Origin of the sequence: Polaromonas sp. AET17H-212 (assembly GCF_002379085.1) — a bacterium.
In the GTDB taxonomy this organism is placed as follows: Bacteria; Pseudomonadota; Gammaproteobacteria; order Burkholderiales; family Burkholderiaceae_C; genus Polaromonas.
The window spans coordinates 183,108-197,475 of record NZ_NBZW01000003.1 but is presented as its reverse complement, the minus strand read 5'-3'; the positions used below and the strand labels follow the sequence as shown (position 1 = coordinate 197,475).

The following is a 14,368-nucleotide window of genomic DNA, read 5'->3' as shown; positions in this document are numbered from 1 at the left end:
CGGCACTGCAGCACAGTGCGAACCGTCAGGCGTCGGCAACGCATCCCATTCGCTTTACTGTCGATCCCCATCAAGATGGGGCCCCTCGCCAGGTAGCTCATGGTCGCCCTCCGCGCATGAGTAACCTGTTTTCGTAATCGATGCGCAGGACAACCGCCAGCGAAATCAGGTTCATCAGGATCGCCGAGCCGCCGTAACTCATCAGCGGCAGGGTCAGGCCCTTGGTCGGCAAGGCGCCGAGGTTCACGCCCATGTTGATGAAGGCCTGGAAGCCTATCCAGATGCCCACACCCTGGGCCACCAGTCCGGCAAACAGTCGGTCCAGCGCAATCGACTGGCGACCGATGTGCATGATGCGACGCGTCATCCACATGAAGGCGCCGATCACGCAGAGAACGCCCAACAGACCGAACTCCTCGCCGATCACTGCCAGCAGGAAGTCGGTGTGGGCTTCGGGCAGCCAGTGCAGTTTTTCGATGCTGCCGCCCAGGCCCACGCCGAAAATTTCGCCGCGCCCGAAGGCGATCAGGGAATGCGAGAGCTGGTAGCCCTTGCCCAGCGCGTATTTGTCGCTCCAGGGATCGAGGTAGGCAAAAATCCGCTCGCGGCGCCAGTCGCTGAGCATCACCATCAGCGCAAAGGCGATCACCACCACGGTGGCGATGACAAAAAACATGCGGGCGTTGACACCGCCCAGGAAAAGAATGCCCATGGCGATCACCGAGATGACCATGAAGGCGCCCATGTCGGGCTCGGCCAGCAGCAGCAGGCCCACAATGCCAATGGCCACGGCCATCGGCAGGACGGCGCGGAAGAAGCGTTCCTTGACTTCCATCTTGCGCACCATGTAGTCGGCGGCGTACAGCAGCACCGCAAACTTCGCGAGTTCCGAGGGCTGGAAGTTCATGAAACCCAGCGAGATCCAGCGGCGTGCGCCGTTGACACCCTTGCCGATGAAGGGGATCAGCACCAGCATCAGCAGCACCAGCGAGGCCACAAACAGCCAGGGCGCGACTTTTTCCCAGGTCGACACCGGCACCTGGAAGGTCAGCAGGGCGATGGCAAAAGCCACCCCCAGCGACAGCGCATGGCGCAGCAGGAAGTGGGTGTGGGCATAACGCGCGAACTTCGGGTTGTCCGGCATGGCGATGGACGCGGAGTACACCATGACCAGGCCCCAGACCAGCAGGGCCACCGTGACCCAGATCAGGGCCTGGTCCACCCCCGACAGGCGGACCGGCGCCGACGGGGAACGCGCGCGGCGCTGGCCGCCCAGCCGCACCGGCAGGCCCTCGGGCGCAGCGCCGCCCAGGTTGGAGAACCAGCCGGAAAGACGGGCAGCCACCGTCATGACACCACCCCCGCGTCCTGTGCGAGCGCCTGGACCGCGTCGCAAAACACCTGGGCGCGGTGCCCATAGTTGTCGAACATGTCAAAACTCGCGCAGGCCGGCGACATCAGCACGGCATCACCGGCTTGCGCCTGCCGGGCCGCCAGTTCAACGGCGGCCTGCATGGAGCCGGCATCGAACAGGGGCACGCCCGTGCCTTCCAGCGCCGCACGGATCAGGGGCGCATCGCGCCCGATCAGCACGACCGCCCGGGCATGCTGGCGGACCGGCCCGGCCAGCGGAGAAAAGTCCTGTCCCTTGCCTTCGCCACCGGCGATCAGCACCAGTTTGCGTTCGGCACCCAGGCCAGTCAACGCCGCCACGGTGGCACCCACATTGGTGCCCTTGCTGTCGTCAAAATACTCGACGTCGTGGACCACCGCCACCGGGGTCACGCGGTGCGGCTCGCCCGTGTACTCGCGCAGGCCGTGCAGCATGGACGCCAGGTTGCCGCCCACCGCGCCGGCCAGCGCCAGCGCGGCCAGCGCGTTGGTGGCATTGTGGCGGCCACGGATGCGCAGGGCCTCGACCGGCATCAGGCGCTGGATGTAGAGCACCACTTCTTCGTCCTTGCGGCGCTTGACGGTTTCGTCGGCCTCGGCAGCACGCACCAGCCAGGCCATGCCATTGACGGTTTCGATGCCGAAGTCGCCCGGCCGTTGCGGCATGCCCAGCCCGAAGGTCACGTATTCGCGCCACTTCGGCTTTTGCAGCTTGAGGCGCACCGGCTCGGGCAGCATGGCCATCACCGCCGGATCATCGCGATTGAGCACCATCAGGCCCTTGCTGCCGAAGATGCGCGCCTTGGCCGCGCCGTAGGCTTGCATGCTGCCGTGCCAGTCCAGATGGTCCTGCGTCAGGTTCAACACCGTGGCGACGGTGGGCTCAAAACCCTGCACGCCGTCGAGCTGGAAACTCGAGAGCTCCAGCACCCAGACCTCGGGCAGGCTGTCCGCATCAAGGTGCTGCGCCAGCGTGTCCAGCAGGTTGGGGCCGATGTTTCCCGCCACCGCCACGGTGTTGCCGCCATGGGCCACCAGCTGGCCGGTGAGCGCCGTCGTGGTCGTCTTGCCGTTCGTCCCGGTGATCGCCAGCACCCTGGGGGTGTAAGCACGTTCGGCCCGCAGCTCAAGCAGGGCCCGGGCGAACAGGTCCAGTTCGCCGCCTGTCCACAGGCCGATGGCCTGCGCCGCCTGCCAGACCGGGGCGACCTCCGCAGGCGACAGGCCCGGGCTCTTGAAAACGGCACGGATGTCCTTGCCCGCCACCAGGTCCGGCCCGAAAGCACCGGCGCGGAATTCGACCTGCGGCAAGTCCGCCTGCAAGCGGGCCAGCTGGGGCGGCGTCTCGCGGGTATCGGCCACGGTGACACGCGCACCCTGACGCACGCACCAGCGGGTCATGGCCAACCCTGAAGCGCCCAGACCCAGGATGAGGACATGCTGGCCGTGCAGCGCCGACACCGGCGTTTCGCCGGCGGCCGGGGCCTCATCGTCGGCAGCCGCCTGCACCGGCTCGTCGGCCGGCAACGCCGCCACGGGAACCGCCGGCAGGGTCGGTTCGGGGCTGCTCACCTCGGCAAACAATTGCGCGACAAAGGCCGCCGCATCGCGCGCGGCCGTCAGTGTTTCGGGCAGCGGCCGTGGGCCGGCTTTGCCGGCCACGGTGCTCAGGTCATCTTCTGCCACCGGGGCTGGCGATGCCAGTTCCGACGCGGACTCCTCCGCTGGTACCGCGGGCTCCGCCTCCAGCGCCGGCACAGGCACAGGCACAGGCACAGGCTCCGGCGCGTGCGCCTGCGTCACCGCCACGGGCGGGACTTCGGGCACTTCAGGCGCTTCTGGCGCCTCGCCGGGAGGGGAGGATGCGTCGGTGTTCATCGCAGTTTCAGCGTCGACAGGCCAATCAGGCACAGCAGCATGGTGATGATCCAGAAGCGCACGACCACCTGCGTTTCCTTCCAGCCGCTTTTCTCGAAATGGTGGTGCAGCGGCGCCATCCGGAACAGCCGCCGGCCTTCACCAAAACGCTTGCGCGTGTATTTGAAATAGATCACCTGCAGCATCACCGAAAGGGCTTCAACCACGAAAATACCGCCCATGATGGCCAGCACGATTTCCTGGCGCACGATGACCGCAATCGTTCCCAGCGCGGCGCCCAGCGCCAGCGCGCCCACGTCGCCCATGAAGACCTGCGCGGGATGGGTGTTGAACCACAGGAAGGCGAGACCGGCACCGGCCATGGCCGAGCAGAAGATCAGCAGTTCGCCCGCGCCCGGGATGTGCGGGAAAAACAGGTATTTTGAATAAACGGCACTGCCCGTCACATAGGCAAACACACCGAGCGCCGAGCCGACCATCACGACCGGCATGATTGCCAGCCCGTCCAGGCCGTCGGTCAGGTTCACGGCATTGCTGGCGCCGACAATCACGAGGTAGGTCAGCAGCACAAAACCGAACACGCCGAGCGGGTAGCTGATTTCCTTGAAGAAAGGCAGCTGCAAGCCGGCCTTGGGCGGCAGGTTCACGTCAAAGCCGGACTGCACCCAGCTCATGAACAGCTCCAGCACCCGCAGGTTGGAGCTTTCCGAGATGCTGAACACCAGGTAGAGGGCGGCCAGCAGGCCGATCACCGATTGCCAGAAGTATTTTTCCCGCGAACGCATGCCTTCGGGGTCCTTGTGCACCACCTTGCGCCAGTCGTCGGCCCAGCCAATGGCGCCAAAGCCGAGCGTGACGATCAGCACAATCCAGACAAAACGGTTGCTCAGGTCAAACCACAGCAGCGTGGAAATGCCGATGGCCAGCAGGATCAGCACGCCGCCCATGGTCGGTGTGCCGCTCTTGCTCAGGTGGGTCTGCATGGCATATTCGCGGATGGGCTGGCCGATCTTAAGGCTGATCAGGCGGCGAATCACAAAAGGGCCGGCGACCAACCCGATCAGCAAGGCAGTCATGGCGGCCATCACCGCGCGAAATGTCAGGTACTGGAACACGCGGAAGTAGCCGAATTCCGGCGACATGGTTTGCAGCCACTGGGCCAGGCTAAGCAGCATGGGTCTTCTCCTCTTTTTGTTGTTGTGTGTCGCCCGTGATAGCCTGGACCACGCGCTCCATCTTCATGAAGCGCGAGCCCTTGACCAGCACGCTGGCCACATCCGGCAAGGCCGCCAGCACGGCGGCCTGCAGGGCATCGATGTCGCCGCCAAAATGCCGGCCGTTGCCGAAGGCCCTGGCAGCGTCGGCGGACTGCGTGCCCAGCGTGAACACCTGCTCAATGCCGCGCGCACGCGCATGGGCACCCACCTCGACGTGGAAGGCCGGCCCCTGATCGCCCACCTCGCCCATGTCGCCCAGCACCAGCAGGCGCGGCCCCGGCAGCTCGGCCAGCACGTCGATGGCGGCACGCACGGAATCCGGGTTGGCGTTGTAGCTGTCGTCGATCAGCGTGAGGGCGTGGCCCGCCACTTGGCGCTGGAGGGCACGCGAGCGGCCCTTGACCGGGACAAAGGCCGACAGCCCGGCAGAAATGGCCGCCAGCGGCGCGCCGGCCGCCAGGGCGCAGGCGGTGGCGGCCAGGGCATTTTTGACATTGTGCCGGCCGGCCACTTGCAGGGAAAAATCGAAAGCACCTTGCGGCGTGCCAGCCGACACCTGCCAGGCGCCGCCCAGCCAATGCGCCGTCCCGGTGACGTCGGCCTCGCCCGACTCGGCGAAGGTCAGCACCGCGCGGGCTCCGGCGAGTTCCCGCCACAGCGGTGTGTACATTTCGTCGGCCGGAAACACCGCGACGCCCGAGGCCGGCAGCGCCGCGATGACCGCGCCGTTTTCGCGGGCGACGGCTTCCACCGTGGCCATGAACTCCAGATGTTCGCGCTGCGCGTTGTTGACCAGCGCCACGGTGGGCCGCGTCATGGCTGCAAGGCTGGCAATTTCACCGGGGTGGTTCATGCCCAGTTCGACCACGCCAGCCTGGTGGGTGGCACGCAGGCGCAGCAGCGTCAAGGGCACGCCAATGTCATTGTTGAAGTTGCCTTCGGTCGCAAAAGCACCGTCACGCTTCCAGGCGCGCAGGATGGATGCCACCATTTGCGTGACCGTGGTCTTGCCATTGCTGCCGGTCACGGCGATCAGCGGCAGGGTGAACTGCGAGCGCCAGCCCGCGGCAAGCTGGCCCAGCGCCTGCTTCGAATCGGCCACCAGCAGGCCGGGGAGCTCGGCACCCAGGCCATGCTCGGCCAGGGCCGCCACCGCGCCCGCGCTTTTTGCCTGCGCCAGGAAATCATGGGCATCAAAACGTTCACCCCTGAGCGCCACAAACAGGTCGCCGGGCTGCAGGCTGCGCGTGTCCGTGTGCACGCGCTGGAACCGCAGCGTGCCGTCGCCCACCAGCCGGGCCGAGGGCAACCACTGCAGGGCCTGTTGCAAGGTCATCATGCGAGGCCTCCCGGCGCGGCATGGCGGCTCGCACCCTGGTCCAGCGCCGCTTCGGCCTGCGCCTTGTCGGAAAACGGCAGTTTGACGCCCGCGGTTTCCTGGTAACTTTCGTGGCCCTTGCCGGCAATCAGGACCACGTCGCCGGCCTGTGCCCGACCCACCGCATGGGCGATCGCCAGGGCACGGTCTGGCTGAACGTGCACGGCATCACGGCGGCTAAAGCCCTTCAGTATCTGGTCGATGATGGCATCGGGATTTTCGCTGCGCGGGTTGTCACTGGTCACCACCACCCGGTCCGCCCCTTTTTCCGCCGCTGCCGCCATCAGCGGCCGCTTGCTGGCATCGCGCTCCCCGCCACAGCCAAAAACGCACCAGAGTTGTCCAGAGCGACCGGCGGCCAGCGGCCGGAGCGCGCCCAGCACCTTCTCGAGGGCATCGGGGGTGTGGGCATAGTCGACCACCACCAGCGGCCGGCCCGGCACCGCAATCGAGTCCATGCGTCCGGGCACCGGCGACAGGTGGGCGCAGGCCTCCACCACGTCGGCCAAAGGCAGACCGAGCGCACGCAGGGCCGCCATCACCCCCAGCAGGTTGGACACGTTGTACTGCCCGACCAGTGCGGTCGAGAGCCGATGCCGCTGCGCCCCCTCCACCACATCAAAGCCCAGAAAATCCAGGCCGTGGTGAATGGCCTGGGCCTGCAAGCGCGCGGGCGCCAGGCAGGACACGGTCCAGACGTCGAGACCCGACTCGCGCAGCGACACGGCCAGCGCGGCCCCGTGCGGGTCATCGATGTTGATCACCGCCGCCCTCAGGCCGGACCAGCCAAACAAGCGGACCTTGGCGTCCCAGTAGGCCTGCATGGTCTGGTGGTAGTCGAGGTGGTCCTGCGTGAAGTTGGTGAAAATCGCCACATGGATGTCAGTGGCGTCCAGCCGGTGCTCGGCAATGCCAATCGACGAGGCCTCCAGCGCACACGCTGAAAAGCCGTCGTCCACCCAGCGCCTGAGCTGCTGCTGCAGCAGCACCGGATCGGGCGTTGTCAGGCCGTTGAACACCATGGCCTCGGGCTGTCCAATGCCCAGCGTGCCGACCACGCCGCAGCGCCGGCCCAGCTTGCCCAAGGCCTGGGCCAGCCACCAGGCGGTCGAGGTCTTGCCGTTGGTGCCGGTCACGGCCAGCACGTCCAGCTTTTTGCTTGGATACTCAAAATAGGCCGCGGCGATCGGCGCCGTCGCCGTTTTCAGGCCGCTGTAGGCCGCGACACGGCTGTCGCTGAAGGCATAGGCCTCCGCCCCGGCCTGCTCCACCAGGCAGGCCTGCGCGCCCGCGGCCAGAACGTCCGCCACGTACTTGCGCGCATCGGTGGCAGCACCCGGCCAGGCAATAAAACCATCACCGGCACCGACCTTGCGGCTGTCGGTCCAGAGATTGCCGCTCACGCGCTGGTGCAACCAGTGCGCGGCCTGCTCGGGGGTGTGCAGCCGCTCCATCAGAACGACTCCTCCACCGCGTTGGTGACGATCTGTGGTTTGACGGCCATGTCGGGCTGAACGCCCATCATGCGCAATGTCTGCTGCACGACCTCGCTGAATACCGGCGCGGCCGCCAGCCCGCCATAGTATTTGCCGTCACTGGGTTCATCAATCATCACGGCAACAATGATGCGGGGCGCGTCAATCGGTGCCATGCCGGTGAACCACGCGCGGTATTTGTTGCTCGCATAGCCCTTGCCGACCTGCTTGTGCGCCGTGCCTGACTTGCCGCCAACCGAATACCCGACGGTCTGCGCCAGCTGGCCGGTGCCGCCCGGCGCCGCTGCCATCTGCAGCATTTTCCTGACCGCACGCGCGTTCTCTGGTGAAAACACCTGCACGCCCGTCGCAGGCTCGCCGCTCTTGAGCATGGTCACCGGAATGATCCGGCCGTCATGCGCGAAGGACGTGTAGGAATGCGCCATCTGGAACAGCGAGGCGGACAGGCCATAGCCATAGGCCATCGTGGCCTGCTCGACGGGCCGCCATGACTTCCATGGACGCAAGCGCCCAGTGACTGCGCCCGGGAATTCGATTTGCGGCTTCTGCCCGTAACCCAGCGCAACATAGGTCTCCCACATCTCATGCGGGCTCATCTTCTGGGCAATCTTGAGTGCGCCGACATTGCTTGACTTCTGGATCACCCCTTCCACCGTGAGCGTGCCGTAATTGTGGGTGTCGCTGATGGTGAATCCGCCAATGCTGATCCGCCCCGGGCCGGTTTCAATGAGCGTGCCCGGCTTGATCCTGCCCGCCTCGAGCGCCATGGCCACGGTGATGGGCTTCATGGTCGAGCCCGGCTCGAAAGTATCCGTCACCGCACGGTTGCGCAACTGCTCGCCGGTGAGGTTCTGGCGTTTGTCAGGCACATAACTTGGATAGTTGGCCAGCGCCAGCACTTCGCCCGTGATCGTGTCGAGCACCACCACGCTGCCGGCCTTGGCCTTGCGTTCAATCACGGCATCGCGCAGCTTCTGATAGGCAAAAAACTGCACCTTGCTGTCAACGCTGAGCTGAATGTCCTTGCCTTCCACGGGCGGCACCTGCTCCCCGATACTTTCGACCACGCGCCCCAGGCGGTCCTTGATCACGCGCCGGGAACCTGGCTTGCCCGCCAGATCCTTGTTGAAAGTGAGTTCGATGCCTTCCTGTCCGCGGTCCTCCACATTCGTGAAGCCGACCACATGTGCAATGGTCTCACCCTCCGGATACTTGCGTTTGTATTCCTTGCGCTGGTAAATGCCCTTGATCCCCAGACTGTGAATCTTTTGTGCGACAGGCTCATCGACCTGGCGCTTGACCCATACAAAGGTCTTGTCCTCGTTGGCCAGTTTCTTGTTGAGGTCGGCCACTGGCATTTCCAGGAGTTTGGCCAGCTCGGCAAGCTGGGCTTTGCTCGCCTCGACATCCTCGGGAATCGCCCAGATACTCGACGCCGGCACGCTGGACGCCAGAATGAGTCCATTGCGGTCCAGAATCCGGCCCCGGTTGGCAGGCAGCTCCAGCGTCCGGGCAAAACGAACTTCGCCCTGACGCTGAAAGAACTCGTTGCCAACCACCTGCACATACGCCGCCCGGCCGGCCAGCCCGGCAAAAGCCAGGGCAATGCCGGCGACGATCAGCTTGCTGCGCCAGACCGGGGTCTTGCTGGCCAGCAGCGGACTGGAGGTGTAACGCACGCTTCTACTCATGGGCGTGACCTGCCGCGGGCGGATTTTTATAGGTGACGTATTGCGTGATGGCCGGCGTCGCCGAACGCATCTGCAGCCTGTCCCTGGACAGCTGCTCCACCCGCAACGGCGTGGCCTGCGCGCGCTTTTCAACCTGCAGGCGCTCCTTGTCGGACTCGAGCTGGCGGCTGAGTGCCACGGTTTTTTCCAGCTCGACAAACAGCCGGCGTGACTCGTACTGCGTGCGCACCAGGTACAGCGCGCTGACCAGCACAGCCACCAGCAGGACCAGATTCAGGCGCGTCATGCTGAAGTCCCCGGGTAACGCTGGGTGCCCGCCTGCACGGGCACCTCGGTCCGTTCGGCCACGCGCATGACGGCGCTGCGTGAGCGCGGGTTGGCCGCCACTTCTTCGGCGCCGGGCTTGACACGCTCCAGCGCCTTGAGCCGCATGGCCTTGGGCGCGGCAAACGGCGCGCGGCGGTCGAACACCTCGCGCGAATGTTCGGCGATGAATTGCTTGACGATGCGGTCTTCCAGCGAATGGAAACTGATCACCACCAAACGTCCTCCCGGTTGCAGTACTTTCAGCGAAGCCTCTAGCGCCTGTTGCAGCTCTTCAAGCTCGGCGTTGATGAAAATCCGAAAAGCCTGAAATGTGCGCGTTGCAGGGTCCTTGCCCGGCTCGCGGGTTTTGACCGCGCCAGCCACGACCTCGGCCAGTTCAGCGGTGGTTGCAATAACGCCCCGCTCCTGTCGGCGACGATCAATCGCCTTTGCGATCTGCCCAGCAAACCGTTCTTCGCCATATTCACGAATGACCTCCGCAATGGTGTCTGTCTCTGCATCGGCCAGCCACTCGGCCACACTCTGGCCACGCGTGCTGTCCATGCGCATGTCCAGCGGACCGTCGCCGCGGAAGGAAAAACCGCGCGCCGGGTTGTCGATCTGCGGCGAGCTGATGCCCAGGTCCAGCAGGATGCCCGCCGCACTGCCCGCCGGCATCTCGCCCAGATGGCTGAACGCCTGATGGCGGATGGAAAAACGCGGGTCGGCGATGGTCTGCGCTTCGGCAATGGCCTCCGGGTCCTTGTCGAAGGCGGTCAGCCGCCCCCGGTCGGACAGCTGCGAAAGAATGAGGCGCGAGTGGCCACCACGCCCGAAGGTCGCGTCGATGTAATGCCCGTCCGGATTGATCTGAAGCGCTGCGACCGCTTCGTTCAACAAGACGGTGCGGTGTGTCCATGTGTCTTGCACCGTCGTCTTTCAGAATGAAAAGTCTCTGAAGACATCGGGCATTTCGCCCTTCATCTGCTCGGCCTCCTGGGCCGCATAGGTCGCCGCATCCCACAACTCGAAGTAGCTGCCCATGCCAAGCAGCACCGTGTCCCGGCTGATGCCTGCCGCGCTACGCAATTCCGGGGAGACCAGAACGCGCCCGGCGGCGTCCATGTCAACGTCCATGGCGTTGCCCAGGAAAATCCGTTTCCACCACTGTGCCTGCATCGGCAGCGAAGCAATGCGTTCGCGGAATTTCTCCCACTCGTTGCGCGGGAATATCATGAGGCAACCGTGCGGGTGTTTGGTGATGGTCAGCTGGCTCGATGCGGTGGCGCTGAGCACGTCGCGATGCCGGGTTGGCACAGAGAGCCGACCCTTGGTATCGAGAGCTAGAGAAGACGCGCCTTGAAACACCGTTAAAAACCTTTTGAGAACACTTTTCACCACTAAATTGCACTTTCTCCCACTTTATCAGGAAAGTTTTGCCATGCAAGTGGTTTGCTACAAATTTTTTCAATGAAATCAAGCACTTAGAAACACTTTCGCAAGCAGGTCTCAATTAAAAATCGTTCTAAATTAAGCACTTAGAACATCCAGTGAAAGTGTTGCGTTAAGCCAGGGGTGGACCGGACTGATGTCGGCTCGGGTGACAGGCGGGAAAAGGAAGGAAAAAAACAGGCGCTGGAAGGCCCTGCTGGTGACAGCCGGCGCAGCAGCCGCGTGCCGGTCACCCGGCGCAACGGCCTGTGTGTTGTGCAGGCAGCGGCGGCATTTTTTGCAGCCCGCGATGCGGCGGGGCGCGCAGCCCGCGCTAGTCGATGCGCGTCAGGACACGGGCATGTTCGGTGATGCCAATCACGTTGAAAAATGCGGCCACCAGACGATTGACATCGGTGAACTGCACGGCGCGATTTTCGGCTTCCCGGGCGGAAACCCAGTTGAGCAGGGTCCCGGCTGCAGAAAAATCAACACGAATCAGCTTCGCGCACGAAATCACCATGATGTCTGCGCCCATCAGCTTGGCCTCGAGCGTGTCGAGCACGGCAATGGCATCGCCCTCGATCTGGCCAGACAGTTCGACCGCATACAGATGGCTCATCTGGGAGTTGCCGCCCATCTCGGTATCGCCCTCCAGCGCGCTGCTGAGGCTGGACGGCACCGAATCGCGGTAAACATCGCCAATGATGGCCTGCCCGGCCAAGGCGCTGCCGCGCGGCTCCAGCGGCTTGTAGTCGCAGCGCGCACTGTCCCAGGCGGGTGGCGACACCTCGTACGTCACGCAAAAATCGAGGGCCGTCAACTCAAACTCGTCCGGCTGGTGCGTCACCCGCAGGGTCTCCAGGCGCAACTGCCACCATGCCTGGGGCGTGTCCCGCACCCCTGAGGGGGTCGCGTCCTGCAGCACGTGCTGCAACTGCGCCTCACCCATGAAACGCAGTTGCACCGGTTGTGCCGCCCAGCCGCTGAACACCTTGCACAGGGGTTCCACGGCGTTTTCATCGATGGTTTTGAGATTTTTCCAGTCCAGCCGCCAGGGCATGGGCGCACGAGCCAGGGCGGCGCTCAGTGCCGCCACGGTCTGGATGCCCAGTTTTGACGGGCAGATCCAGTCCGCAGCCGGCCCGTTGCCAGCCACCGGGCCGGCCGAGCTGGCCGGCTGGGACAACTGCTGCACCATCTCGGGCATGGAGAACCACTGCGGCGCTGAACGGTCAAACCGGCCGACAAACTCGACGGCCAGGTTTTCGAACTTGTCCTGCTGCCCGGTGGCGCGGTACAGATCAAACAGCGCGAGCCAGGTGTCTGCATGCTTGGCGCGGCCTCCCTGGGGACCCAGCGTTTCGAGCAGCCCGGCTTCCGCGCCTGCATCGTCGCCATTGGCAAAACGGATGGAGGCCTCCTCCAGTTCGGGGTCGTGCGCCACCTCCGAGGCATCCACCACGGAAAATTTGGATGCCGAAAAGCCCGAAGACTCCCCGTCGCGGGAGACCGCAGAAATGGCCGGTCTGGAGGCAGCAGGCCTGGGGGGCGTGGCAGGCGGCGCGACGGCGACAGGACGGTCCTCCAGCTTGGGGACCGATGCCGGCTGCGGCGACGTGGCGGCAGCCCCGGTTTTAGCCAGTGCCGCGGTCAGGGCGCTGGGCGCCGTGACCGAATAGCTGGCGGGCAGCGCGTTGTCCAGCAGCGGGGCATGCGTGCTGAGGTTGGTCGGACCGGCCAGCGTCGCCGGGGCCAGCGAGGAAGGCTCGGTGACGCCCGCTGCCGCACTTCCATGCTTGGTTTTCCACCACTGCATGGACATCTGGGCTTCGATCTCGTCGATTTTCTTCAGCGTGACGGCACGGTCGTCCGGCTTGGACGGCATGCTGCTCTGGAAGAACGACGGCCGGGCGCCAGGGTCCTGGCCCGTCATGGCCTCGCGCTTGCGCATTTTCCGGAGCATGTCAAATTCGCGCTTGCGCACAAAATCGTTGCGGCGTTTGCGCTCAATCATCTCCTTGAGCATCTGCTTGCTCAGGGCTTCCTCCCGGTCCGACTCCTTGCCTTCAAGTTCGGACCAGTTCGTCGCCGGGTTGCGGACGAACTTCACGACTTTTGAAAGCAAGCCGGGTGTGGTGTCTTCTTTGGCCATCAACAACGGTTCAGGAGGAAGTGGACAACAGGAAGGTCAGTCGCCGAACATTTTCTGCTTGAGTTCACGACGCTGCTGCGCCTCCAGCGACAAATTGGCCGTTGGACGGGCAATCAGGCGTCCCACACCGATGGCCTCGCCGGTCTCGTCGCAGTAACCGTAGTCACCGGAGTCAATGCGGGCGATCGACTGCTCGATTTTCTTGAGCAGCTTGCGCTCACGGTCACGTGTACGCAGCTCGAGAGCGTGTTCCTCTTCGATGGTTGCGCGATCGGCCGGGTCCGGCACCACCACGGTGTCTTCCCGCAGGTGTTCGGTGGTTTCACCGGCACTGTTGTGGATGTCCTGCTTGAGCAGGGACAACTTGTGCCGGAAAAAGGCCAGTTGCTTGTCGTTCATGTACTCCGAGTCCGGCATGGCCTTGACTTCTTCGTCCGTCAACTCTTCCCCCTGCTTGGTCTTCCAGTTGTTGGCGAGTTTGGGATCTTTTTTGGCCGCCACATGCGGGGGCGGTGCGATCACGCGCTCGGCAATGGTGGAGTAGCTGGCTTTCGCAGCGTCAGGGGAGTGGGTCGGAATCATGGGCGCGGGCGGCGGTGCAAAAGAGGAATTCCGCAAGGAGGCGCGGCGTCCTGGCTTCAGGGCCGGCGTCTTCAACGGAGCGGGCGCCGCAGCAATGCTGGCGGGGCTGGGCGGGGTTTTCACGGCGGGGGCTGCCGCCGTTTTGGTGATCGTTTTGATGATGACTTTTTCTTCAGGTTTGGCGGGAGCTTTGCCCTTCACGGACGGCGGGGCCGGCTTGGTGACAGGTTTGGCGGCTTTGACCGCGGGTTTAACAACAGGGGCGGGTTTGGCAGATTTCACGGCCTTGACGGCCGGACGGCTTTTGGCAACGGGCGCAGGCTTTTTCGCAACGGGCGCCGCCTTGGGCTTGGCCCCCGCTTTGGTTTTGGCCACCGGCTTGGCAACCGCTTTGGGCTTGGTTTTGGAAGCCGCCGGAGCCGGCTTTTTCACAGCGGTTTTCGAAGCCGCTGGTTTGACCGCCACTTTGGTCGTGGCTTTGGCTTTGCCGGCTGACGTGGCTTTTCCAGCGGACTTGGCCGCGACCTTGGACTTTTTAGCTTGAGCTTTCACACTGGGTCTCCTCGTGGAGGCAGCTTCGGGATGGTCCCCATGCTGACTCCGGGCCAGGCTGACCTTCGTCAACCCAACCCTGTCTTTTACCTGATTGTCCGGTTTGTTCAACGCCGCACCTGCCGTTTCAAGGCCGGTACTTACCCTGACTTCCCCCCCTTGCCTTTTTGCCGGGGCTGACCGGCCAGGGGAGTCGGCGCGCGATTGTAGCGGCTCACCGGGACGCTGGGATGCCCGTGAGCCTAAACGTTGGAGAATGGAGACAATCATGAGGCCCTCCCGCCTTTCAA

The 14,368-nt window shown here is 64.4% G+C and carries 11 protein-coding genes; all 11 read right to left on the bottom strand.

Annotated features, from left to right (window positions below; all coding sequences use genetic code 11):
* Positions 1-97: 97 nt before the first annotated feature.
* On the bottom strand, positions 98-1,351 hold the full coding sequence (gene ftsW, locus B7G53_RS04940; protein ID WP_096664388.1) for a putative lipid II flippase FtsW: 1,254 nt from the start codon (positions 1,349-1,351) through the stop codon (positions 98-100).
* Positions 1,348-3,270: a UDP-N-acetylmuramoyl-L-alanine--D-glutamate ligase gene (gene murD / locus B7G53_RS04935; RefSeq protein ID WP_096664385.1), complete on the bottom strand. Its 1,923-nt coding sequence runs from the start codon at positions 3,268-3,270 to the stop codon at positions 1,348-1,350. The genes ftsW and murD overlap by 4 nt, the downstream gene beginning before the upstream one ends.
* On the bottom strand, positions 3,267-4,445 hold the full coding sequence (gene mraY, locus B7G53_RS04930; RefSeq protein ID WP_096664382.1) for a phospho-N-acetylmuramoyl-pentapeptide-transferase: 1,179 nt from the start codon (positions 4,443-4,445) through the stop codon (positions 3,267-3,269). The genes murD and mraY overlap by 4 nt, the downstream gene beginning before the upstream one ends.
* Positions 4,435-5,826 (bottom strand): UDP-N-acetylmuramoyl-tripeptide--D-alanyl-D-alanine ligase, encoded by a 1,392-nt coding sequence (locus B7G53_RS04925; protein WP_096664380.1) that lies wholly within the window; start codon positions 5,824-5,826, stop codon positions 4,435-4,437. Before B7G53_RS04925 ends, mraY begins: the two co-directional genes overlap by 11 nt.
* Positions 5,823-7,319 carry a UDP-N-acetylmuramoyl-L-alanyl-D-glutamate--2,6-diaminopimelate ligase gene (locus B7G53_RS04920; protein WP_096664377.1) on the bottom strand — a complete coding sequence of 499 codons (1,497 nt, stop codon included), beginning with the start codon at positions 7,317-7,319 and terminating at the stop codon, positions 5,823-5,825. Before B7G53_RS04920 ends, B7G53_RS04925 begins: the two co-directional genes overlap by 4 nt.
* Positions 7,319-9,052, bottom strand: a complete 1,734-nt coding sequence (locus B7G53_RS04915; RefSeq protein WP_096664374.1) for a peptidoglycan D,D-transpeptidase FtsI family protein — start codon at positions 9,050-9,052, stop codon at positions 7,319-7,321. Before B7G53_RS04915 ends, B7G53_RS04920 begins: the two co-directional genes overlap by 1 nt.
* Positions 9,045-9,338: a cell division protein FtsL gene (gene ftsL / locus B7G53_RS04910; protein WP_096664371.1), complete on the bottom strand. Its 294-nt coding sequence runs from the start codon at positions 9,336-9,338 to the stop codon at positions 9,045-9,047. Before ftsL ends, B7G53_RS04915 begins: the two co-directional genes overlap by 8 nt.
* Positions 9,335-10,288 (bottom strand): 16S rRNA (cytosine(1402)-N(4))-methyltransferase RsmH, encoded by a 954-nt coding sequence (gene rsmH / locus B7G53_RS04905; RefSeq protein ID WP_096664368.1) that lies wholly within the window; start codon positions 10,286-10,288, stop codon positions 9,335-9,337. Before rsmH ends, ftsL begins: the two co-directional genes overlap by 4 nt.
* Positions 10,289-10,297: 9 nt before the next feature.
* On the bottom strand, positions 10,298-10,726 hold the full coding sequence (mraZ, locus tag B7G53_RS04900) for a division/cell wall cluster transcriptional repressor MraZ (RefSeq protein ID WP_096664631.1): 429 nt from the start codon (positions 10,724-10,726) through the stop codon (positions 10,298-10,300).
* 397 nt (positions 10,727-11,123) lie between these two features.
* On the bottom strand, positions 11,124-12,944 hold the full coding sequence (locus tag B7G53_RS04895) for an STAS domain-containing protein (protein ID WP_096664365.1): 1,821 nt from the start codon (positions 12,942-12,944) through the stop codon (positions 11,124-11,126).
* 36 nt (positions 12,945-12,980) lie between these two features.
* Positions 12,981-14,348, bottom strand: coding sequence for an RNA polymerase-binding protein DksA (gene dksA, locus B7G53_RS23410; RefSeq protein ID WP_441338962.1), 1,368 nt, complete (start codon positions 14,346-14,348; stop codon positions 12,981-12,983).
* Positions 14,349-14,368 lie beyond the last annotated feature (20 nt).